Genomic DNA, 22,429 nt, shown 5'->3' with positions numbered 1-22,429 from the left:
CATGCCATCAGAAGCGCAGGATGCCCTGCACCGTGTAGCGGCGCCCCAGCGCGTCATAGGTCGAGGGGAAGGTGTTGCCGCTGTTGAACGCCGTGCTGCCCACCGATGCGCCGACGAGCGGCGGCCGCCGGTCGAACAGGTTGGTCACGGTGGCGATCAGCGTCAGGTTCTCGAGCACGTTCACCCGGCCGGTCAGGTCGAAGTTGTGATAGGCCCCGATCCGCCGGAAGCCAGGATCGACGACACAACCATCCGGATCGGCGCCCGTCGGATCGGCGCAACCGGCATCGACGGCAGCAACCACATCCTCGTCGAACTGCTGCTGCTCGAAGCGCACCGGATCGATGTAGCGCCACAGCAGCGACAGGTCGAACGAGTCGAGGCCGACCGTGGTCCGCACCGAAGACTGGAACTTCGGCTGGATCGAACCCGTGAACGAGCAATTGGGCGAATAGACGCCGATGCACTCGCGGTCTGCCGAGGACGGTGACGCCTGGAAGCGCGCATTGATCGTGTAGTTGGCATTGCCGACGATCGAGATCCGCGCATCCCCGAAGCTGGTGGAATAGCTCACCGTGCCATCGATGCCGCGGGTGAAGATGCGGCCGGAATTGGTGGTGGGGAGCGGCAAGCCAAGCGTGGTATCCGGCGGGCCATCGAGGCCGCCGGTCGCCGGATTGCGCCGGATGCCAAGGCATTCCGCGCTCGACGCACTGGCGGCGGACAGGTTGTTGAAGCACGCCCCGATCACATCGCCCGGCAGCGCCGAGGTGATCGCGTCATTCACCCGGATGTCGTAATAATCGACGGTGATCGCCAGCCCGCGCACGAATGTCGGCTGGAACACCACACCGGCAGTCCAGGTGTCGGCCTTTTCAGGGCGAAGGTTGGTGTTGCCGCTGAACACCGCATTGGCCTGTGCCGCGGTGGGGTTGAGGATGCCGCCAAGCGTCGAGCTGGGCGCACCCTGCGCCACGCAGACCGCCGCCAGCGTCGGGTTGGTCCCCGGTGCCGCACCCGAGCCTGCGCAGGGATCGATGCCGAGGTTGGTCAGCCCCACAACCGCGGGCGTGAACAGCTCGCCGATGTTGGGTGCCCGTACCGCGCGGCTGTAGTTGCCGCGCACCTTGAAGCCCCCTGCAATTGCCCAGCTGCCGCCGGCCTTCCAGGTGAAGGCATCGAAGCTCGGGTTGCCCGGCGCCTGCACGTCATATTGCGAGTAGCGGGCGCCGGCTTCCAGCGTGAGGTTCTCGAAGAACGGACGGTCCTGCACCAGCGGCGCGTTGATTTCGCCATAGACTTCCTTCACCGTGTAACCGCCGGTGATGTTGGGGTTGGCACCGCCGAAGCCGCCGAGCTCGCCGGGGGTCTGCGCCAGCAGGTCGGACGTCTGTTCCGCCCGGTACTTGCGATACTCACCGCCCAGCGCGAAGCCGATCGCGTCGCCCGCCGTGGGCAGCGCGAAGCCGAGATCGCCGGTCACCAGCGCCCGCACCTGCGCCAGGCTGGTGCGCACGGTCGAGCTGCTGCTCGCCGTCAGGAAGTTTGCCGCCTCGGGGCTGATCGACCCTTCCGGCCCGAAGAAGTTGGCCGGCACGCAGCCGCCCGCATCATTGAGGCAGGTGTTCGGGTTCGTCGCCAGCAGCGACTGGTTGGCGCGCGAGGTAAGCGCATAGCCGGCGATCGTCTGGATGTTCTCGCTCTCGCCATAGCTGCCGGACACATCCCAGTTCACCGTGTCGGTGATCTTGCCGCGCACGCCGCCATTGAAGTCGAACAGCGTCGTCCGGTAGTCGCTCTGCCGCGGCCCGAGCTCGGTGGTGCGCCGCGCAAGGCCCGCCGTCACCGTCCGATAGGCGGGGTCGGTCGGGCTGGTTGCCGTGGCCGCCGCAGCGCATTCGGCCGGGGTGAAGCGCGGCACATAGGTGCCCGACTCCCCGACATTGCTGGCGCAAAGCTGGCTGCGCACGCCCGCGGGAAGGAACGGGTTGGACAGCGGCACGGTGACGTCCGACCCGAAGACGCCCGAAGGTGCGATGATCGTCGAGACGGTGTTGCGCGAAAACAGCCCGCGGCCATAGACCTCGATCGCATCGTTGATCTCGTAGCGTGCCTGGCCGAACATGTTGTAGCGCTCGAACGGCGTGCGGAAGATGTTGAACGGGTTGAAGTTGAACGGCGAGAAGAGATTGCGCGCCGTGCCCGTCGCCGGGTCGATCTGCAGGTTGCCGTTGGGGACATCGGGGTTGGTCGACGGCAGGCCGGTGGCCGGATCGATCGGCCGCAGCCCGGTCAGCCGCGACGGGATGGCAGTGCCCGATCCGCCGGCACCGCCGGTGTAGCTGTCGATGCTGTCGAAGCTGAAGTCGCGGTCACCCTGGAACACGGCGTCGCTCTTCTGGTAGCCGAACGACAGCGTCGCGTTGCCGCGGCCATCCTCGAAATTGGCGCCGATCGTCAGGTCCCCGCGATACACCTGGCCGTCCCCGGCCTCGGTGATGCCATTGGAGACCTGCAGTTCCACGCCGCTGAAATCGCGGCGGGTGATGAAGTTGACCACGCCCGAAATCGCGTCGGCACCATAGGTCGTCACCGCACCGCCGGTGAGGTTGTCGACGCGCTGGATGAGCGTCAGCGGAATATTGTTGAGGTCGACCACGCCGGCGAGCCCGGAGGGCGTCAGCCGCGTCCCGTCGAGCAGCACCAGGTTGCGGTTCTCGCCGATTCCGCGAAGATCGACGAACGAAGCGCCGCCATTGCCGTTGTTCACCGCCGAGCCGATGCTCGGCACCACGCCCGGGATGTCGCGCAGCACTTCCTCGGCCACATTGGCGGCGCGCAGCTGGATCGTCTCGGCGGTTGTCACCGTCACCGGCTGCGACGAGACGAGGTTGGGGTTGCGGATCAGCGAACCGGTGACGACGATCGCCTCCTCCTCGACAACACCGCCGCTTGCGGCCGCCGTGGTCGGCTCGGCACCCGACGTTGCAGGCACATTTTCCTGTGGCGCCGATTGGGCAAGAGCGGGAACCGGCAGCAACGCCAGCGCCAGCGTGGCACTACTGCACCGCAGCGCGGATCCGAAGGAAGACGCGAACAAAGCCATGGGACAATCCTCTGGTAAGCAACAAGAACAAGCTGCAACCCGACCGGGCCCGGTGCAGCAGCCTTCCAAAGATCGGGCGACGCCGGAGTTCCGACAGGTCCCCACGACCCGTCGCAAAACGCAGCGAGTTTCGGCAACCGTGACTTTTTGAACACAGTCCGCGCGCGGGCGCAGCGCCCGAGCATGCGGATCGACCGGGCCGCAAGGCATGTTGCCCATCCCATCGAAAAGCTGCCCCAGAGGTTCGGCCAGCACGGCCTCTTCGAAGCAACAGCAAGCGACCGCCGGGCGCATCATGGAACACCGGAAATAGACTATCTCTGCAAGGCATTGGCTGGGGCGGGAGGATTCGAACCTCCGCGTGGCGGTACCAAAAACCGCTGCCTTACCGCTTGGCTACGCCCCAAGGCCGAAAGTTGCCCTAGGCCAGTGCTGCCGCTGCATCAAGCCCTACTCGGCCGGGTCGGGCGCTTCGGTCGAGGCATGGCCGGTGCCGCGCAGCACGGTCGCATAGACGCCGAGGCTGATCGCCAGCCAGAACCAGCCGGTTCCCGGCATTGCAAGCGCTGCGGCATTGGGAACGGCCACCATCGCCAGATAAACGGCCAGCCCGCGCGGCCAGCCGAGCGTGGCGTGCAGATGGTGGTGGAGATGGTCGCGGTCCCCCTCGAAAGGGGATCGGCCACGCGACATGCGCACCACCAGCAGCCGCACCGTGTCGAACACCGGCACCGCGAACAGCACCGCCACATCATCGGCACGCCAGTTCTCGAAGCCATGATTGTAGGTGAGGATCGCCAGCAGCCCGAGCAGTGCTGAAAGTGCATAGCTGCCGCCATCGCCCAGGAACAGGCGCTGTGTCATGTTGAACCACAGCAGCACCAGCAGCGCCGCAAGTGTTGCCGCCAGCAGCGGCCAATAGGGCGGTGGCAGATGCGCTGCCAGCACTGCGGACCAGATCAGCCCCAGCCCCAGCACCAGGCCGTCCTTGCCGTCCGCCATGTTCACGGCGTTCAACAGCCCGAGCAAGCACAGCAAGGTGAAGACCGTTCCCATCGATCCGAGCAGCAGCAGCCGCTCGGCACCGCCGAAGTGCAGGAATGCCAGCGCAAAATCCGGCGCGCTCGAGATGACAAGCACCAGCACCACCATCGCCGCCAGCAGGCGCAGCACCGGGGACAAATGGAAGCGATCGTCGCTCGCGCCGATCAGGAACATCATCGCCACCGCAAACGCCAGCCAGCCAAGATCATGCGCCACCACGTCCCCCGCCGGCATCATCACCCGGCTGGCAAACGCGGCAACCACCACCGCCAGCGTCAACGCCAGGCCGCCGACCAGCGGCGTCACCCGCGCATGGCGCTTGCGGCCGCCGTTCAGATCGGGCCAGTCCAGCAGGCCGAGGGCGGTGCCGAGCGGCTGCGCCATCAGCCCCACAAGCAACGCCAGGCCCCCGCCGATGACCGCCATGGCCAGGCAAAAGGGAATGAAGGCAGCGCCTTGCAAATAAACTCTCCGGCACTCTTCTACGAAGGTGCGATCGCAAACCCCCTAGCCCCGAACATGATTCGAGCGCAAGAGCAGCGTCGATGCCGCTCTCGTCCCTCCCCCGAACCGTCCTCGTCACCGGCGCCGCCGGGTTCATCGGCGCCCATGCCGCCGTCGCCCTGCTCGCGCGCGGCGACCGGGTGATCGGCATCGACAATCTCAACGCCTATTACGATCCCGCCCTCAAGCACGCCCGGCTGGCGCAGCTCATCGGCCCCCACCCGGCCTTCCGCTTCGTTCACGCCGATTTCGCCGATCCTGCGGCCCTCGCCGCCGCACTCGACGGGGAGGTTCCCACGCATATCCTCCACCTCGGCGCCCAGGCCGGCGTGCGCTACAGCCTCGAAGCGCCGATGAGCTATGCGCACAGCAACCTCACCGGCCAGCTTACCTTGCTCGAAGTCGCGCGCGCGCACGGCGTGGCGCACATGGTCTATGCCTCCTCGAGCTCGGTCTATGGCAATTCCAGCCCGCTGCCCTTCGATGCCGATCAGCCTGCGGACCGGCCGGTGTCGCTTTATGCCGCCACCAAGCGCAGCGCCGAGCTGCTGGCGGAAAGCTATGCGCACCTGTATCACATCCCCCTCACCGGCCTGCGCTTCTTCACCGTCTATGGCCCCTGGGGCCGCCCCGACATGGCGCTGTGGCGCTTCACCGAGCGGCTGCTGCGGGGCGAATCGCTGCCGCTCTACAACAGCGGCCGCATGCGCCGCGATTTCACCTTCATCGCCGATATCGTCGCCGGCACGCTGGCAGCGCTCGATCATCCGCCCGCCGATGACGGCACCCTCAAGCCCGGCGGGCTTGCCACCCCGCACGCGCTCTACAACCTCGGCAACGATACGCCGGAAGCGCTGGGCACGCTCATCGACATCCTCGCCGAAGCCACCGGAAAGACGCCGGTGCTCGACAATCTGCCCATGCAGCCCGGCGATGTCGAAGCCACCTGGGCTAATATCGCCCCGGCCCGGCAGAACCTCGGCTATGCCCCCACCACCAGCCTTGCAGACGGCATTCCCGCCTTCGTCCGCTGGTTCAAGGCGTATCACGCAGGCGCGTGAAATCCCCGGCGCCGGCGCCGCCGCGCCGCCGCCCCCACCAGCCCGAAACCCGCAATCAGCATCGCCCAGCTCGCCGGCTCGGGCACCATGGCACTGCCGGTCAGTCGCAGCGTGTAGGTGATCGGCGCATCGGCAAGAAACGATCCCACAGCACCGGCCTCGCTCACCGTATAGCCAGTCTCATAGGGAAACGGGTCGCCCGGGTTCTGGCTTACATAGGGTATGAACCGTTGCACGAAAAAGCTGGCCTTCCAGCTACCGCTCACGGGATCGAAAATCGCGTCGAGATAGCGCACATCCTCGGTGATCGTGTCGTTCCCGCCCTGTGGCTCGCCCGTCTCGGGATCGAAGAAGTCATAGAAGGTGATGTAATTGGCAAACAGGTTGCCATCCGAGAGCATGGCATTGCCCCCCGTCACCTTTAGCTCGACGTTGAGAGTCCCCGTCCGGTAAAACGGCAGTTCACGCGAAAAATTTGCCAGCCCGCCGAAGCCCGGCGCCGCCGTCCCGATGATCGTCAACGCCGATGCCGGCGCCGCTCCCGCCACCATCAATGCCAGTGCCGCCGCCCGCCAGTGCATCGTCATCACCCGACCCTCCCTGAACATGCTTAATCATATCCCAACAATGGCAACGCGCGAAGTCTCGATTGACGCCCCCGTCGCCGCCCGCCACGCTCAGCCATGGCCCGCTCGCTGAGACTTTCCGAATCCTGGTTCAACCGCGGCCTGTGGGTGCTGGCGCTGGTCTTCGCCGGCTTTCTCATCGGCCTCGGCGGCACCATCGTCGGCGATCTGCCCCAGGTCGAATCGCGAATCACCCAGGAAAGCTTTGTCGATCAGCGCGCCATCGCGCCGCTCCGCACACAGCGCGATGCCGCAGGCCAGGCCCTCGCACAAGCACAGGCCGCGCTCGATCAGGCCAGCCTCGCCGCAGATTCGAGCGCCAAGGTCTACGCCTCCGCACGCAACAATTTCGAAGCCTGGGTCGCCACCCGCACCGCCACCGAGCGCCCGGACCAGGACAACGAGCTGCTTGCCCGCACCGCCCAGCTCGACGAGCTGAAGGCGGACATGGACCGCACCCAGGCCGCCGTCGATCGCCAGCTCAAGGCCCGGCTCGATGCCCAGCAAGCCGCCGACCGCGCCGAAGCCGCCATGGCGCCGCTGCTCGCCGCCGCCGACGCGCGGTACGAAACCGCCCGCCGGGCCGCGGAGCTGCGCGTTTTCCTCTATCGCCTCGCGCTCACCCTGCCGCTGCTGGCCATCGCCGGCTGGCTGTTCCGCCACAAGCGAGGGAGCCAGTACTGGCCGTTTGTCTGGGGCTTCATCCTGTTCGCGCTGTTCGCCTTCTTCGTCGAGCTGGTGCCCTATCTGCCGAGCTATGGCGGCTATGTCCGCTATGCCGTCGGCATCCTGCTCACGCTGCTGGTTGGCCGCTGGGCGATCACCGCCGCCAGCGCGTATCTTGCCCGCCAGAAGCTCGCCGAAGCCCAGCCCGAAACCCAGCGCCGCCAGGAGCTCACCTACGACACCGCGCTCATCCGGTTGGCCAAATCCGCCTGCCCCGCCTGCGAACGCCCGGTCGAGGTCAAGAATACGGAGGTGGATTTCTGCCCGCACTGCGGCATCGGCCTGTTCGACCGCTGCACCAACTGCGGCACTCGCAAGAACGCCTTCGCCCCCTTCTGCCACGCCTGCGGCAGCAAGGCTTAACCCCCCAGCAGCGCCGCCACCGCGAGCAGCCGCCGCGCTTCCGCCACGTGCAGCACCTCGATCAGCTTGCCTTTATAGGTCGTCACCCCGCGCCCCGCCGCCAGTCCGTCCTCATAGGCGGCAATCAGCGCGGAAGCATCCGCCAGCTGCGCATCGCTCGGCGAAAACACCGCATTGCACGGCGCCACCTGGCTCGGGTGGATCAGTGTCTTGCCATCGAACCCGAACACCAGCCCCTGCCGTGCCTCGGCTTCGAAGCCCGCCGCATCATGAATGTCCGTGAACACCCCGTCGAACACCAGCCGCCCGGCCGCCCGCGCCGCCACCACCATCGCTCCCAGCGCATAGAGGAACGCCGTCCGCCCGGCATCGGGCACCGCGCGCAAGTCCTTCCCCAGGTCCGCCAGCCCGGCAATCAGCGCCATCACGCCCTCCACCCGCGCAATCGCCGCCGCTGCCAGCACGGCAGCCGGCGTCTCGATCATCGCCCACACCGGCAACCCGCCCGCCAGTTCGACCGCGCGCGCCGCCTCATCGGCACTGTCCACCTTGGGCACCACCACCCCGGCAAAGCCCGCTCCACGCGCCGCAGCGAAATCCGCTTCGTGCCAAGGGGTGGAAAGCCCGTTCACCCGCAGCAGCAGCTCGCGCGAGCCCCAGTCAGCCCCCGCCGCGGCACCCCCCGCCGCAGCACCCCCGGCCGCGGCCACCGCAGCATCGCGCGCCGCATCCTTGGCGTCGGGCTGCACCGCATCCTCCAGATCGAGGATCACGCAATCCGCCGGCAACCCCCGCGCCTTGGCCACCGCACTTTCCCGGTTGGCGGGCAGATACAGCACCGAACGGCGCGGACGCAGCGGATCGAACATCGGGGAACCTCCTGAAACAGCAAAGGCTCTACACCGGCTCAATCGTCCTGCCAGCCCCCAAGCTTCGTCCGCAGCTTGCCCAGCGCCGCCTTCTTGATCTGGCACACCCGCGCCGCCCCCACCCCCAGCACCTGGCCGATCTCCTCCAGATTGAGCTCCTCGACAAAATACAGCTGCAGCACCATCGCCTCGCGCTCGGGCAGCGTCTTCACCACCGCCGCAATCGCCCCGTGCATCCTCTCGCGCTCGAGCATGTCGTGCGCATCGGGCGTATCATCGGCAAACCAGCCGTTCTGGTCCGAATACACGTCATCGATGCTCTCGATATGCGTCGTCTGCATCGCCCCGAGTGCGGCGTGATAGGCGTCCAGCCCCATCTCCAGCCGCGCCGCCATCTCGCCATCGGTTGGCGCACGCCCCAACTCGAGCTCCAGCGCCGAACGCACCACCGCCCACTCGCGCCGCCGCCGCATGGCCGAGCGCACCACCGTCGCCCCCTTGCGCAGCTGGTCGATCATCGCCCCGCGCACCCGCACCGTCGCATAGGTGGCAAAGGCCGCCTGCCCCCGGTCCTCGAAGCTGCGCGCCGCCTCGATGAGCGCCACCATGCCGATCTGCACCAGATCCTCGACATCGATCGCGGTCGAAACCCGGCCATGCACATGCCAGGCGAGCTTGCGCACCAGCCCCAGATGGCACGCCACCAGCCGCTCCGGATCGGGCGGAACCCGCCCGGCAGGCGCATAAAGTGCCGGATCGATCCCCAAACGTGCATCCATCACCCGTCTCCCAAAGCATTCTGCCCACCGACAACGGCAACGACATCGACCGTCCGCTCATCGGGAATTTCGCCAAACGCCAGCACCACCGGCTGCGGCAGCCGCACCTTGAGCAGGCTCCACAAGGGCCGCCGAACCGCCGGCACCGTCACCACCGCGAAGCGCCGCCCCTCGGCCATCAGCGGCGCCGCCGCAGCGCTCACCGCCTCGCCCACGCGGCCGCCCAGCTCGGGGTCGAATGGCCAGGCTTGTCCCGGAGCAGCACGCACCGCTCCCAGCAGCAGATTTTCAAGCGCCGGGTCGAGCGCGATCGCCGCCAGCGGCTCCTTCAACCCGGCAACCGTCTGCACGATCGCCGCCCCCAGGGTGGTCCGCAGCGCCTCGGCCAGCTCGGCCGGCTCCTGCATCCGCGGCGCCAGCGCCACCAGCCCGGAAACCAGCGAGCGCAGGTCGCGCACCGGCACCGCCTCCTCCACCAGCCGCTGCACCACCTGCGTCACCACCGCGAGCGGCAGCAGCTTGGGCACCAGGGCGCCGGCAAGTGCGGGCGCACTCTCCGCCAGCGTGTCGAGCATCGCCTGCACCTCGTCCTGCCCGATCAGCCGGTGCGCGTGGAGTTGCAGCAGATGGTTCAGATGCGTGCCGATCACGCTCGCGGCATCCACCACCGTATAACCCGCCGCCGTTGCCAGGTCGGCCTCGCCGGGGTCGATCCAGCGTGCCGGAAGCCCGAACGCCGGGTCGCGCACCTCGCGCCCCGGAATCACCGCCTCCACCGGCCCCGCTTCGATCGCCAGCACATCGTCGGGAAACGCCTGGTCCTCCCCCACCACCACGCCCGAAATCAGGATGCGGTACTGGAACGGCGGCAGCCCCAGATCGTCGCGTACCCGGATCGGCGGCACCACCAGCCCCAGCCCCTTGCTCAGCTGGCGCCGGATCGCGGTGATCCGCCCCATCAGCACGCTCCCCTTGGCATCATCCACCAGCCCCACCAGCCCGAAGCCCAGCTCCAGCCCGGCAGGGGCGGTCTCGCTCACATCGCGCCATTCGATCGCCGCCATCGCCGGCTCGGGCGCATCCGCCACCACCGCCATCGCTCGGGGTGCGCGAAGCCGCCAGGCGGCAAAGCCCGCCCCCCCGGCCGCCGCCAGCAGCACCAGATGCGGCATCCCCGGCAGCAGCCCCATCAGCCCGAGCATCACCGCCACCGGCGTCCAGCTGCGGCCTTGCGCAAATTGCGCCACCACCTGCCCCGCAAGATCGAGGTCCGATCCCACCCGCGTCACCACAAGGGCGGTGGCGATCGACAGCAGGAGTGCGGGCACCTGCGCCACCAGCCCGTCGCCCACGGCAAGCAGCAGATAGATGCGCGCGGCTTCGGCCAGCGACAGGTCATGGCTCACCGCTCCCAGAATCAGCCCGCCGACGATGTTGATCGCAAGGATCAGCAGCCCCGCCACCGCGTCGCCCTTCACAAACTTGGAGGCACCATCCATGGCACCATGAAAATCCGCCTCGCGCCCCACCTGCGCCCGCCGCGCGCGCGCGTCTTCCGCGCTCAGCAGCCCGGCATTCATGTCGGCATCGATCGCCATCTGCTTGCCCGGCAGCGCATCGAGGGTGAACCGCGCCGCCACTTCCGAAACGCGCCCGGCGCCCTTGGTGATGACAACGAGATTGATGATCATCAGCACCGCAAACACGAACAGCCCGACGACATAATCGCCGCCCACCAGAAACCCGCCGAACGCCTCGATCACATGCCCCGCCGCCGCCGTCCCCTCATGGCCATGCACCAGCACCACCCGTGTCGACGCCACGTTGAGCGAAAGCCGCAACAGCGTCGCGAACAGCAGCACGGTCGGAAACACCGAAAAATCGAGCGGATGCCTGGTGTTGATCGCCACCATCAGCACGATGAGCGCGATGCCGATGTTGAGGATGAAGAACACATCGAGCAACGCCGCCGGTAGCGGCACCACCATCAGCAGCACCAGCGACAGGATCGCCACCGGCAGGATCGCGCCCAACGCGGCAGCCCCGGGGTCGGCCCCCGCCAGGCGGCCGCCACGCAAGCGGCCGAGAACGCTCGCCACGCTCATCCGCCAAGCTCGGCGAGCAGCAGATACGCCATGCGCGCCTGCGCCGGCAGCATGGCGGGAGGTGGTGCTGCAACCGGCAAGCCGTTGCCGCGCACCGGCAGATCATTGCCGCCGATCTTGCCGGCCATCACCGCCATCACTTCGGCCAGCGATCGCGGGCTGCCGTCCCTGGCAGCAAAGATTGCCCGGTTTGCCGCTGCCGCCTGCGGCACCACTGCCGCCGCCGGGGCTTGCGGGTCGGCCGCCAGCGCCGTCAGGAAGCGCGTGGCCCCCGAAGCTCCCAGAAAACTCGCCATATGCACTTCGGCTGCCGTCACCGCGCGCCCCAGCGACCGGCCAAGTGCGGCCGCATTGTCCCGCGCCAGTTCGCCCGCCATCAGGCTCGCCGCCTCGGGGCTGTCGCGCAGCGCCAAAATCGCCTCGCGCACGCCAGAGCCTGCAGCTCCCGCCTTCAACGCCTCGGCCGCCCAGCCCAAACCATGCTCGGCGCCATGCCGTCGCACCATTTCCATCCAGGTGCCGCTGGTGAACTGGAACAGCCCCCGCGCGCTCGATGACTTCGCCTGTGCCCGCGGGTCGAGCCCGGATTCACTCCGCGCCTGCGCCAGCAGAAAGCCGAAATCGGTGCCGGTGCGCGCCGCAGCGCTTCGCACCGCTGCAATCACCCCTTCCGCTGCTCGCGTCTCGATGCGCAAACCACAGTCTCCCCCGGGCCGGCAGCCCCATCGGCGCCGGTCCATCTTCTCTGTCTTTGCAATTGCCGTGCCAGCAGGAGCCGGCATCGAAGGCGGCTCTCAGCCTGCCGCCGCCCAGCGGCTCTCAGCCTGCTGCAGCCCAGCGGCCATTGCGCCCATAGGTCAGCGCCGCCGGCCGCCCGGCGCCGCTCGCCACAGCGACCAGCCTCCGCTCGACGCCGATCATCTTGGCGCGCGCCTTCAGCGCCGCTTCGGCATTGAGCCGCCGCGCCTCTTCAAGCGCCGGCCGGTCCATGGCACCTGCTTCCACATCGCGCGCCACAGCGTCGAGCGCTGCAGTCTTCGCCACCGTCGCCGCCTCGATCGAGGCTGCATCTTCGGCATCGAGCGCTGCCAGCTCGCTGCGGATCGCCATCACCAGCCGCGCGAAACTGTCAGTCCGTTCGGCGAGGCTCTCGGTCACAGCCCACCCTGGGCCATGATCGCCTCGGCAATCGCCTGCGGGTCATGCTTGTAGCGTCCGTCTGCAATCGCTTCGCGCAGGCTTGCCACCTTCGCGGCGTCCACCGGTGGGCTCGCCGCCATGTCGGCGCTCACCTTTGCCAGGCTCATCGCCTGCGCTTCGTCCCCAGCCGTCCGCTCGGGCCGCGCACCGGCGCGCTGGTCACCCGCCCGCGCTCCAGCCTCGGGCGGCGCCGCTGTAATCTGCTGCATGCGGCCAATGCCTTCGATCATGCTGCTGCTCCTTCCATATCGCATCTTCATGGCTCAATTAACGGCTGAACCAAAGCCATCGTGACAGTTAACGACCCGAAACCAGACCATTTAAACCATCTATTGCAGTCCGTCCGTCTTCGTCCACGCGCACCCGCAGCCGCCGGCCATTGCCGCCCAGCGGCCTCACCCAAAGCCGGCCATCGTGCTCATCGCCCTCGGCAATCGCCTCGAGCCGCACATCGAAACCGGCCCCCGCCAACGTCACCACGACCCGCTCGCCACGCCGGTAGCGGGGTGCACCATCGACACCGCGCGAAGCCGGCGCGTAAACCATTCCCGGCGCAGCCGGCGAATAAACAGTGCCCGGCGCAGCCGGCGCATACACCATGCCGGGCGCAGCCGACTCGCCCTGCGGTGGCAGGAACACCCGCCACGCCGGGGCCGCACAGCGCGCCTCGACCAGCGGCCCCGCCCAGGCAAAGCCAGGAGCAGCACAGGCCGGCAGCTGCAGCCGGTCATCGACCAGCAGCGCCCGCCCGGCAAAGCGCTCGGCTGCCGCCAGCAGATCGGCATTCGCCATCGTCGGAGCCGCAGCCGCCATCATCAATCCCACAAGCACGTACATTGTCACCTCGTCTGAAGTTGCCCTGCCCCAGCAAGTTCCGCGCCAGCCGCTGCCAATGCGACGAACCGAACAAGGAGAGCGCCACACCCGGCAATGCCTTGCCGCATCCCGGCAAAGTCTTGCCGCGCCGCCCCTCGCCCACCGAGCGACGCACAACTGGCACGGCGTTTGCACAGCCCCGGCCATGGCAATCCCCGATCTCATCGACCGCCAGTTCGGCATCCATGGCCAGGCCATGCAGCTTCGCTCGCAGCGGATGGCGCTCATCGCGTCCAACATCGCCAACGCCGCCACCCCCGGCTACAAGGCGCGCGACGTTGATTTCGCCGCCGCCCTCAAAGCAAGCAGCAATCGGGCCAGCGGCAGTCCGTCGACCAGCTTCGCCACCGCGCTCCGCTACCGCGTCCCCGTGCAGGCCAGCCTCGATGGCAACACCGTCGAGCTCGCCACCGAGCAGACCGCCTTTGCCGAAAACGCCCTCCACTACCGCGCGTCCTTGAGCTTCCTCACCAGCCGCATCCAGACCCTCACCACAGCGCTGAAAGGCGAATGATGGCCGAGCTCTCCACCTTCGACATCGCCGGCCGCGCCATGAGCGCCCAGCTCGTGCGCCTCAACACCATCGCCTCCAACCTCGCCAACGCCGGCAGCCTCTCGGGGAGCGCCGAAACCGCCTATCGCGCCCTCAAGCCCGTTTTCGCCACCGCCTATGGCCGCTCGACCGCCACCGTCGATGTCGCCGGCATCGTCCAGACCGGCACGCCTGAATCACGCCATGAGCCCGATCATCCCCTCGCCGACGCGCAGGGCAATGTCTGGACCGCCGCCGTCGATCCCAACCAGGAGCTCGTCGAGATGGTCGAGACCGCACGCCAATATGCCAACACCGTCGAGGTCCTCGCCACCGCGCGCGGCCTCGCCCTCGACACGCTGCGGCTCGGCCGCTGAGGAGCCATCATGTCCGTCATCCCGTCAGGCATCCGCCCCGTCCAGACCGGCCCCGAAATCGTGCCCCGCGGGCCGAAAACCCTCGGCCAGGCCGATTTCCTCGCCCTGATGACCGCGCAGCTCAAGAACCAGGATCCGACAAAGCCCGTCGATAACACCGAATATGTCGCGCAGATGGCGCAATTCTCGATGGTCGCGGGTGTGAGCGAAAGCAACACCACGCTCAGCCGCATCGCCGCCAGCCTCGACACGCTGCTCGCCCGCACCCCCATTCCTCAGGAGTAACCCCCATGGCCTTCTACACCGCCCTTACCGGCCTCACCGCCGCGCAGACCGAGCTTTCCACCCTCGCAAACAACATCGCCAACGTCGGCACCCATGGCTTCAAGCGGTCGCGCGTCAGCTTCGGGGACATCATCTCCTCCACGCCGCTGCAAAACCCCAACCGCGTCGTCGGCTCGGGCACCGCGGTCCGCGCCGTCGCCCAGCAGTTCACCCAGGGCGCCATCGAAAGTTCGGACAGCGCGCTCGATCTCGCGGTCTCGGGCCAGGGCTTCTTCACCGTCAAGGGCGGGGCCGGCGGCACCGAGATCAGCTACACCCGCTCGGGCAATTTCTCCGTCACCGCCGATCGTTTCGTCGTCGATTCCGCCGGCCGCCGCCTCCAGGTCTTCCCCACCACCACCGATGGCGCGCTGCTTTCCACCGAGCTCGCCAGCACCATCCCCGCCCGGCTGCCTCTCCTCTCGGGCGTCCCCGAGGCCACCTCCAACATCCGCATTTCGGTCAACCTGCCCGCCAGCGCGCCGATCATCGCCGACAGCCCGATCTATACCCCCGCCAACCCCTATGCCTTCGATCCCGCCAACCCCGCCACCTTCAACGCCAGCACCTCGGCGACCGTCTACGACAGCGCCGGCCACCCGCTCGATGCGAGCATCTACTATATCAAGACCTCCTCCCTCACCCCCGCCGATCCCGCCCACCGCTGGGAGGCGCGCGTCATCGTCGCCGGCAACGAACTCACCGTCGGCGGCGCACCCGCCATCCCGCTCGAATTCGACGCCACCGGCGCCCTCACCAGCCCCATCACCCCCTTCACCTTCGATGCGCTCACCCTGCCCGGCGGGCTGCAACCGCTGTCGATCACCATCGATCACGGCATCGCCACCACCCAGGCCACCGGCGCCTTCGCGCGCAACAGCCTCGAGCAGGACGGCGTCCCCGCCGGCACCCTCGAAAGCGTCGCCGTCGATCGCCAGGGCGCGCTGCGTGTCAGCTTCACCAACGGCGACATCCAGTTCATCGGCCGCGTCGCACTCGTCAATTTCAACAACCCGCAGGGCCTCAAAGCAATCGGCGACGCCAGCTATGTCGGCACGCCCCAATCCGGCCTGCCCACCCCCGGAGAAGCCGGCCGCGGCGGCTTCGGCAGCATCCTCTCGGGCAGCCTCGAACGCTCCAATGTCGATCTCACCACCGAGCTCGTCAGCCTCATCGCCGCCCAGCGCAACTTCCAGGCCAGCGCCAAGGCGATCGAGACCGACACCACCCTTCTCCAGACCATCATCAACCAGCGCTCATAATCATGGACCGCCTCATCTACACCGCCCTCTCGGGGCTCACCGCCCGCCAGCGCGGCCAGGCGGTCACCGCGAACAACCTCGCCAACGCCGAAACAACCGGCTTCAAGCGCGAGATCATCGCCGCCGAAGGCCGCTGGCTGCGCGGCGATCTCGCCCTCGGCGCCGGGTCGATCGCCCGCGCCCAGGCCGGCGCCCCCAGCCTCGCCACCTCCGCCAGCCATGGCAAGCTGCTCCCTACCGGCCGCCCGCTCGATATCGCCGCCGCCGGCGAAGCATGGTTCGCGATTCTTGGCCCGGTGGTCGGCGGCACCGCCACCGAAGCCTATACCCGCCGCGGCGATCTCCACATCAGCCCCACGGGCCGCCTCGAAAACGGCGAAGGCCGCCCCATGCTCGATATCGGCGGCCAGCCCATCCAGGTCCCCCCGAACGGCACCCTCGAAATCGCCGCCGACGGCACCCTCTCGATGCTCACCGACGGCATCACCGCCCCCCTCACCCGCCTCAAGCTTGTCGCCGGCGGCAGCAAGGAGACCGGCTTCGACAAGGGCCCCGACGGCCAGTTCACCAGCCGCGACCCGCTCCCCGCCGACCCCGCCGCCCGCCTCGTCACTGGCACCCTCGAAACCGCCAACGTCCAGACCTCGGCCGCCCTCGTCGAACTCGTCGAACAAAGCCGCGCCTTCGACGCCAGCGCCCGCCTGCTCCGCACCGCGCGCGAAATCGACGAGGCGGGGTCCCGCCTTATCCGCATGGAGTCGTGATGATGAAGAAGATGCCTCCGGCGGCTGGGGCCTCAGGCCCCAGACCCCTTGCGTTGGGCAAGTCCCAAACCACCGCAGTCTTGGCCCGAACCCACATCATGGGTCTGGGGCCCGAGGCCCCAGCCGCCGGAGGCACGCTCGCATGACATCTGCCCTCCAGATCGCCCGATCCGGCCTCGACGCGCTCGACCAGCGGATGAAGGCCATTTCCAACAACCTCGCCAATGTCGGCACCACCGGCTTCAAGCGCGACCGGGCCGCGTTCGTGACGATGCTGTATGACGATCCGCGCGCGGCGGGGGCGCCGGCGGGTGGGGACAATCAATATGCCACCGGGCTCGGCACCGGCACCGGCGTTCGCGTCGCGGGCATCGAGCGCATCCATTCGCAGGGCCAGCTTGTGAACACCGAGGGCGCGCTCGATCTCGCGATCGAGGGCAGCGGCTTTTTCACCGTGGCCATGCTCGATGGCACCCAGGCCTATACCCGCGACGGCTCGTTCAAGCTCAATGTCGAGGGCGAGCTTGTCACCAACGCCGGGCTGCGGCTGCAACCCGCGATTGCGATACCCGAGGGCGCGCAGAGCATCACCATCGCCCCCGATGGCACGGTGTCGGTCACCATCGCGGGTCAGGCGGCGCCGGTCGAGGCCGGGCAGATCCAGCTGGCGCGTTTCGTCAACCCCGCCGGCCTCACCCCGCGCGGAGAGAACCTCTACACCGAGACGGCGGCTTCGGGCGCGCCGCAGCTGGCGGCCCCCGGCCAGGAAGGCTCGGGATCGCTCCGGCAGGGTGCGCTCGAAGGCTCGAACGTCAGCACCGTGCAGGAACTGGTCGAGATGATCGAAACCCAGCGCGCCTATGAGATCAACGCCAAGGTCATCAACGCCGCCGACGAAATGGCCCGCTATGTCACCCAAAACAGTTAAACTTCGCACAGTTAGCCTGCTGGCGCTCGTGGCGCTGCTCCCGGCGTGTTCGGACGAGGGCTTCGGCCGCGCGCGCGGAATCGCCGCCACCCTGCCGCTCCCCGCCCCGCCGCTCACCCCCGATCCCCCGGCCCTCACCGCGCCCGGCGGCTTTACCGGCAGCCTCTATCACCCCAGCCGCTATGTCGGCCTCGCGTCGGACCGGCGCGCCGGCCGCGTCGGCGATCTCGTCACCATCCGCCTCATCGAGCGCACCCAGGCGCGCAAATCCTCGTCCGCCGACAGCGCGCGCAGTTCGGACAATGCGCTCAACCTCCCCGCCATCCCGCCGCTCACCCTCATCCCCGAGGCCGCCACTCGCGGCGGCTCGACGCAGAACTTCACCGGCAGCGGCTCGGCGGCGCAGGACAACCAGCTCATCGGCGAGCTCACCGTCACCGTCGCCGAAGTCCTCCCCGGCGGCGTGCTCCGCGTCGCGGGTGAAAAGCGCCTCACCCTCAACCGAGGCGAGGAGCAGATCCAGCTCACCGGCCTCATCCGCATTGCCGATCTGGGCTTCGACAACAGCATCCCCAGCACCCGCGTGGCGGACGCGCGCATCCGCTACGCCGGCACCGGCCAGATCGCCGACCAGGGCAAGCAGGGCTGGCTGGCACGCTTCTTCGCCAAGGTAAGCCCGCTCTGATGCGCCACCCCAGCCTTCGCCATCCCAAGCCGCTGCTCATGGCGCTGCGCCGCCTGCGTTGGCGGCTGGCGCCCTTCGCCGGCCCGCTGGCGCTGCTCATCGCCACCCTCGCCTTGCTCAACCTCGCCGCCCCCGCGCGCGCCGAGCGGCTGAAGGACATCGCCCGCTGGCAGGGCGTCCGCGCCAACGCGCTCACCGGCTATGGCATCGTCGTCGGCCTGTCGGGCACCGGCGATCAGAACCTCCCCTTCACCGTGCAATCCCTGCTCTCCGCCACCGCGCGCCTCGGCGTGCTGCTGCCGCCGGGAATCAACCCGCAGCTCAAGAACGCCGCCGCGGTCATCATCACCGCCGAGCTTCCCGCCTTCGCCAGCCCCGGCCAGCGCCTCGATGTCACCGTCTCCGCGCTCGGCCAGGCACGAAGCCTGCGCGGCGGCACGCTGCTCATGGCGCCGCTGCAGGGGGCGGACGGCGAGGTCTATGCCCTCGCCCAGGGCAATCTCGCCGTCGGCGGCTTCGGTGCGGAGGGCCGGGACGGCTCGAAGATCGTCGTCGGCACCCCCAGCTCGGGCCGCATCCCCGGCGGTGCCGCGGTCGAGCGCGCCGTCCCCTCCCCCTTCGCCTCGGCCGAGACCATGGCGCTGCAGCTCGTCGAGGCCGATTTCAGCACCGCAAGGCTCGTCGCCGAACGCATCAACAGCGCGGTTGGGGCAGGCACCGCCAGCACCGAGGATGCCGTCACCGTCCGCATCGCCGCCCCCGCCAGCATCGCCGCGCGGGTGGCGCTGGCTGCGCAGATCGAGATGCTCGACATCGCCCCCGCGGCCCCGCCGGCGCGCGTCATCGTCAACGCCCGCACCGGCACCGTCGTCATCGGCGGCGAAGTGCGCATCCTCCCCGCCGCCGTCGCCCATGGCAGCCTCACCGTCCGTATCACCGAAAACCAGCAGGCGAGCCAGCCGAACGCCCTGGGGCGCGGCCAGACCGCCATCACCCAGCAATCGAGCGTCGAAGCCTCCGAAGCCCCGTCGCGCATGGCGCTGTTCGCCCCCGGCGTGGCACTCTCCGCCATCGTCGATGCCGTCAATGCACTTGGAGCAGCGCCGGGCGATCTCGTCGCCATCCTCGAAGCGCTCAAGGCCGCCGGAGCACTCCGCGCCGAGCTGGTGGTCATCTGATGGAAATCTCGCGCACCCCCCGCAGCTTCCCGCTGCAAGCTGCCGCCACCAAACCCTCGGCGGTCAAAGCCGGCGAAAAGTTCGAAGCCATGCTCATCGCAAAACTCCTCGCGACCACCCGCACCCCCGGACCCGGCCTCGCCGGGGACACCCCGCTGGCCGCCGGCGCCGCCCAGCGCCACGAGCAGATCGACCGCCTCCGCGCCGAAACCCTCGCCGCCGCCGCTCCGCTCGGGGTGGCCAAGCTGATCGAGAACAGCAAATGAGCGATCTCCTCACCATCGGCGCCGCCGGCGTGCGCGCCTATCAGGCCGCCCTTGCCGTCACCGGGGACAATGTGGCGAATGCCGATACCCCCGGCTTCAGCCGCCGCACCGTCGCCCTCGAAACCGCCCCCGGCGGCACCGCCAGCATAACCCAGCGCATCCCCGTCAGCGGCGTCGGCGTGCGCACCGGCGCCATGGCGCGCGCCGGCGATCCGCTGAAGACCAACGCCGCGCGCGTCGCCGCCGGCGATCACGCGCGCATGTCGGCCCGCGCCGATTGGCTGGCCCGCGCCGAAACCGCGCTCACCGGTGCCGGCGTCGAAGCCCGCCTCGCCGGCGTCCACGCCGCCGCCGCCGATCTCGCCGCCGGCCCCACCTCCATCGCCGCGCGCGCGCTCTTCCTCGATTCGGTCGGCCAGGCCGCCAGTGCCTTCCGCACCCTCGGCGACACTCTCGCCGCCCTCGCCACCGACATCGAAACCGCCACCGCCAACACCGCCACCCAGATCAACGCCATCACGTCCAGCCTCGAAGCCACCAACGCCGAGCTCCGCCGCACGCCCCCCGGTGGTGCGGCCAGCCTCGGCCTGCTCGATGCCCGCGACACCCTGCTCGCCGATCTCGCCAGCCGCGTCCGAATCAGCGTGAGCGAAGAGCCCACGGGCGCCGTCACCATCCGCCTCGGGTCCGGAGCCGCCGCCCCCCTGCTCCTCCCCGCCTTCGGGACGGCAGTCCGCGTCGCCGCGCAGGACGGCCCGAGCGGCGCCGAGCTGGTGCTCGATCCCACCCACCGCGCCGAAGCCGTCCGCCTGCCGCTCTCGGGCAGCCTCGCCGGCCTGCTCGAAGCCAGCCGCTCGGTCGCAGCACTGCGCGCCGACATCGACAGTCTCGCCACCCGCTTCGCCGACGATCTCAACAACTGGCACACCCAGGGCACCGATCTCGCCGGCAACCCCGGCCTGCCCTTGCTCGCCACGGACAGCCTCGACCTCACCCCCGGCCGCGCCAACGCCGGGACCGCTGCCATCGATTTCACCCTCGCCGAAGGTGCCGCCCCCGTCAGCTACACCCTCATCGCCGACGCCGGCACCTTCACCCTCAGCCGCACCGACGGCTCCGCCACCATCACTGGAGCTGGCGCCCTCACCCTCGACGGCCTCACCGTCCGCCCCGGAGAGGGCGCGCGCAGCGGAGACGTCTGGACCCTCACCCCCCTCACCGGCGCCCGCGCGCTCGCCCCCCGCACCCTCGCCCCCGAGCAGGTCGCCGTCGCCAGCCGCTTCCAGTCCGATGCCAGCCCCCTCAACACCGGCCAGGGCCGCCTCGCCATGACCCTCGATCCCGCCGCCGCCGCCTTCGCCGCCCCGCTGCCGCTCGATGCCACCATCACCGCCGCCGGCACGCTCGACCTGACCGACGCCACCGGCACCATCATCGCCACCCTCGCCTTCACCCCCGGCACGCCGATCGAAGGCAATGGCTTCAGCTTCACCCTGTCCGGCACCCCCGCCGTGGGAGATCGCTTCCGCCTCCTCGCCACCGGCCCCGGCAGCGCCGACAATGGCAACATCCGCGCGCTGGAAGCCGTCCGCAGCCGCCTCGGCCCCGGCGGCACCCTCGAAGCGGCCTTCGATGCCGGCACCGCCGGCCTCGGCACCCGCCTCGCCGATACGAAACGCCTCGCCGCCGCCGCCCTTGCCGTCCGCGACGACACCGCCCGCGCCGCCGACGCCGTCTCCGGCGTCGATCTCGACCGCGAGGCCGCCGAGCTCACCCGCCTGCAAATGGCGTATCGCGCCAACGCCCAGGTCATCGCCGCGGCGCGCGACCTGTTCGACGCCATCCTCGGCGCCGCCCGATGAGCCTGCCCCCCAATGCCATCGGCACCCGCGCCGCGCACGACGCAAGTGTCGGCCGCATGACCAGCCTCTCGGCACGCATCGAAGCCGTGCAGACGCAGATCAGCACCTCGAAGCGCATCGCCGGCCCCTCGGACGACCCGATCGCCTTCGCCCGCGCCGCGACGCTGCGCCGAACCCAGGCCGCCGACGCCGCCACGACCCGCGCCATCGACACCGCCGCCCGCCGCCTGCGCAGCGCCGATATCACGCTGGGCTCGGTCGGCGAGCTCGTGCTGCGCGCCCGCGATCTCGGCCTGTCGGGCAGCAGTGCCACCATGAGCCCTGAAAATCGCGCCGTCCTGGCGCTCGAAGTCCGCGAGCTCGCCGCCAGCTTCGCCGGCCTCGCCGAAGCCCGCGATGCCGATGGCGTGCCACTGTTCGCCGGTGCAGCCGCCCGCGGCCCCGCCTATGCGCCCGATGCCACCGGCGTCGTCCGCTGGCAGGGCCAGGGCACCGCCCCACCCCTCATCGCCGGCAGCGCGCTCGTCGAGACCGGCGTCACAGGCCCGCAAGCCTTTGGCCTGACCTCGGACCCCACTCCCGAGCGCGCGCAAGGCACCTCCGATCTCTTCGCGACCTTCACCGGCCTCGCCGCAGCCCTTGACGAACCCGACCCGACCCTCCGCGCCGCCGCCCTCACCCGGCGCCTCACCGAGATGGAAGCCCATACCACCCGCCTCGCCGACGCCCAGGCCAGCCTCGGCGTCCGCGGCGCCCGCCTCGAAGCCGAGCAGACCCGCCTGCAAAGCCAGTCGCTCGCCACCGCGTCCGATCTCAGCCGCCTCGAAGACACCGACATGGCCAGCGCCATCGCCGAGCTGCAACGCCTCCTCACCGTCCTCGAAGCCGCCCAGGCCAGCTTCGCCCGCACCGCGTCGCAGAGTTTGTGGGACCAGCTTCGCTAACCTGCGTTAACCCCGTCATCGTTAACGCCCACCCCGCCGCCGCCGTAA

The 22,429-nt window shown here is 69.2% G+C and carries 22 protein-coding genes, 1 tRNA gene and 1 pseudogene; 13 read left to right on the top strand and 11 right to left on the bottom strand.

What is annotated here, in order from left to right; translation table 11 throughout:
• Positions 1-7 precede the first annotated feature (7 nt).
• The 3 genes from FHS79_RS04330 to FHS79_RS04320 form a co-directional block, all read right to left on the bottom strand.
• A complete protein-coding gene (locus tag FHS79_RS04330; RefSeq protein WP_184195927.1) occupies positions 8-3,106 on the bottom strand; it encodes a TonB-dependent receptor domain-containing protein in 3,099 nt (1,032 codons plus the stop codon).
• Positions 3,107-3,437: 331 nt separating this feature from the next.
• A tRNA-Gln gene (locus FHS79_RS04325) sits at positions 3,438-3,512 on the bottom strand.
• A 44-nt stretch (positions 3,513-3,556) separates the two neighbouring features.
• Complete coding sequence (locus FHS79_RS04320; protein WP_184195925.1) at positions 3,557-4,576, bottom strand: MraY family glycosyltransferase; 1,020 nt, start codon at positions 4,574-4,576, stop codon at positions 3,557-3,559.
• A gap of 119 nt (positions 4,577-4,695) precedes the next feature.
• Here FHS79_RS04320 and FHS79_RS04315 point away from each other — a divergent pair, with 119 nt between their 5' ends.
• Positions 4,696-5,715, top strand: a complete 1,020-nt coding sequence (locus tag FHS79_RS04315; RefSeq protein ID WP_184195922.1) for an NAD-dependent epimerase/dehydratase family protein — start codon at positions 4,696-4,698, stop codon at positions 5,713-5,715.
• Here FHS79_RS04315 and FHS79_RS19405 read toward each other — a convergent pair.
• Positions 5,700-5,804 (bottom strand): annotated as a pseudogene (locus FHS79_RS19405) (PEPxxWA-CTERM sorting domain-containing protein); the annotation flags it as partial. The gene FHS79_RS04315 and the pseudogene FHS79_RS19405 sit on opposite strands and share 16 nt — an antisense overlap.
• A 594-nt stretch (positions 5,805-6,398) precedes the next feature.
• Between FHS79_RS19405 and FHS79_RS04305 the strand changes: the two are divergent.
• Entirely contained in the window at positions 6,399-7,430 is a 1,032-nt protein-coding gene (locus tag FHS79_RS04305; RefSeq protein ID WP_184195919.1) for a zinc ribbon domain-containing protein, read from the top strand.
• Here the strand turns inward: FHS79_RS04305 and FHS79_RS04300 are convergent.
• The 7 genes from FHS79_RS04300 to FHS79_RS04270 all read right to left on the bottom strand — a co-directional run bounded on the left by FHS79_RS04300 (position 7,427) and on the right by FHS79_RS04270 (position 13,220).
• Positions 7,427-8,299, bottom strand: coding sequence for an HpcH/HpaI aldolase/citrate lyase family protein (locus tag FHS79_RS04300; RefSeq protein ID WP_207792214.1), 873 nt, complete (start codon positions 8,297-8,299; stop codon positions 7,427-7,429). The genes FHS79_RS04305 and FHS79_RS04300 overlap by 4 nt on opposite strands.
• Before the next feature lie 38 nt (positions 8,300-8,337).
• The gene (fliA, locus tag FHS79_RS04295; protein WP_184195916.1) at positions 8,338-9,078 is read right to left on the bottom strand and encodes an RNA polymerase sigma factor FliA; all 741 of its coding nucleotides are present in this window, start codon (positions 9,076-9,078) and stop codon (positions 8,338-8,340) included.
• A complete protein-coding gene (locus FHS79_RS04290) occupies positions 9,078-11,066 on the bottom strand; it encodes a flagellar biosynthesis protein FlhA (RefSeq protein ID WP_243452654.1) in 1,989 nt (662 codons plus the stop codon). Before FHS79_RS04290 ends, fliA begins: the two co-directional genes overlap by 1 nt.
• 113 nt (positions 11,067-11,179) lie before the next feature.
• Positions 11,180-11,878, bottom strand: a complete 699-nt coding sequence (locus tag FHS79_RS04285) for a transglycosylase SLT domain-containing protein (protein ID WP_184195910.1) — start codon at positions 11,876-11,878, stop codon at positions 11,180-11,182.
• Between the two features lie 124 nt (positions 11,879-12,002).
• Positions 12,003-12,341 carry a hypothetical protein gene (locus tag FHS79_RS04280; RefSeq protein ID WP_184195907.1) on the bottom strand — a complete coding sequence of 113 codons (339 nt, stop codon included), beginning with the start codon at positions 12,339-12,341 and terminating at the stop codon, positions 12,003-12,005.
• Positions 12,338-12,613, bottom strand: coding sequence for a flagellar biosynthesis anti-sigma factor FlgM (gene flgM, locus FHS79_RS04275; protein WP_184195904.1), 276 nt, complete (start codon positions 12,611-12,613; stop codon positions 12,338-12,340). The genes FHS79_RS04280 and flgM overlap by 4 nt, the downstream gene beginning before the upstream one ends.
• A 67-nt stretch (positions 12,614-12,680) precedes the next feature.
• Positions 12,681-13,220, bottom strand: coding sequence for a hypothetical protein (locus FHS79_RS04270; protein ID WP_184195901.1), 540 nt, complete (start codon positions 13,218-13,220; stop codon positions 12,681-12,683).
• A gap of 184 nt (positions 13,221-13,404) precedes the next feature.
• Between FHS79_RS04270 and flgB the strand changes: the two genes are divergently transcribed.
• The 11 genes from flgB to FHS79_RS04215 all read left to right on the top strand — a co-directional run bounded on the left by flgB (position 13,405) and on the right by FHS79_RS04215 (position 22,381).
• The gene (gene flgB / locus FHS79_RS04265) at positions 13,405-13,773 is read left to right on the top strand and encodes a flagellar basal body rod protein FlgB (protein WP_184195898.1); all 369 of its coding nucleotides are present in this window, start codon (positions 13,405-13,407) and stop codon (positions 13,771-13,773) included.
• On the top strand, positions 13,770-14,168 hold the full coding sequence (gene flgC, locus FHS79_RS04260; protein WP_184195895.1) for a flagellar basal body rod protein FlgC: 399 nt from the start codon (positions 13,770-13,772) through the stop codon (positions 14,166-14,168). Before flgB ends, flgC begins: the two co-directional genes overlap by 4 nt.
• Positions 14,169-14,177: 9 nt before the next feature.
• Complete coding sequence (locus FHS79_RS04255; protein WP_184195893.1) at positions 14,178-14,453, top strand: flagellar hook assembly protein FlgD; 276 nt, start codon at positions 14,178-14,180, stop codon at positions 14,451-14,453.
• A gap of 5 nt (positions 14,454-14,458) precedes the next feature.
• Positions 14,459-15,754, top strand: coding sequence for a flagellar hook protein FlgE (locus FHS79_RS04250; protein ID WP_184195890.1), 1,296 nt, complete (start codon positions 14,459-14,461; stop codon positions 15,752-15,754).
• 2 nt (positions 15,755-15,756) lie between these two features.
• On the top strand, positions 15,757-16,518 hold the full coding sequence (locus FHS79_RS04245; RefSeq protein WP_184195887.1) for a flagellar basal body rod protein FlgF: 762 nt from the start codon (positions 15,757-15,759) through the stop codon (positions 16,516-16,518).
• A 142-nt stretch (positions 16,519-16,660) separates the two neighbouring features.
• Positions 16,661-17,446 carry a flagellar basal-body rod protein FlgG gene (gene flgG / locus FHS79_RS04240; RefSeq protein ID WP_184195884.1) on the top strand — a complete coding sequence of 262 codons (786 nt, stop codon included), beginning with the start codon at positions 16,661-16,663 and terminating at the stop codon, positions 17,444-17,446.
• Positions 17,427-18,131: a flagellar basal body L-ring protein FlgH gene (locus tag FHS79_RS04235; protein WP_184195881.1), complete on the top strand. Its 705-nt coding sequence runs from the start codon at positions 17,427-17,429 to the stop codon at positions 18,129-18,131. The genes flgG and FHS79_RS04235 overlap by 20 nt, the downstream gene beginning before the upstream one ends.
• Positions 18,132-18,169: 38 nt before the next feature.
• Positions 18,170-19,309 (top strand): flagellar basal body P-ring protein FlgI, encoded by a 1,140-nt coding sequence (locus tag FHS79_RS04230; protein WP_184196112.1) that lies wholly within the window; start codon positions 18,170-18,172, stop codon positions 19,307-19,309.
• Positions 19,309-19,575 (top strand): hypothetical protein, encoded by a 267-nt coding sequence (locus FHS79_RS04225; protein ID WP_184195878.1) that lies wholly within the window; start codon positions 19,309-19,311, stop codon positions 19,573-19,575. The genes FHS79_RS04230 and FHS79_RS04225 overlap by 1 nt, the downstream gene beginning before the upstream one ends.
• A complete protein-coding gene (locus tag FHS79_RS04220) occupies positions 19,572-21,437 on the top strand; it encodes a FlgK family flagellar hook-associated protein (RefSeq protein WP_184195875.1) in 1,866 nt (621 codons plus the stop codon). Before FHS79_RS04225 ends, FHS79_RS04220 begins: the two co-directional genes overlap by 4 nt.
• A complete protein-coding gene (locus FHS79_RS04215; protein WP_184195873.1) occupies positions 21,434-22,381 on the top strand; it encodes a flagellin N-terminal helical domain-containing protein in 948 nt (315 codons plus the stop codon). The genes FHS79_RS04220 and FHS79_RS04215 overlap by 4 nt, the downstream gene beginning before the upstream one ends.
• Positions 22,382-22,429: the final 48 nt, after the last annotated feature.

The sequence above is a fragment of the Polymorphobacter multimanifer genome, from assembly GCF_014205635.1.
Lineage (GTDB): Bacteria > Pseudomonadota > Alphaproteobacteria > Sphingomonadales > Sphingomonadaceae > Sandarakinorhabdus > Sandarakinorhabdus multimanifer.
This window is presented reverse-complemented; position numbering and strand designations above follow the sequence as displayed.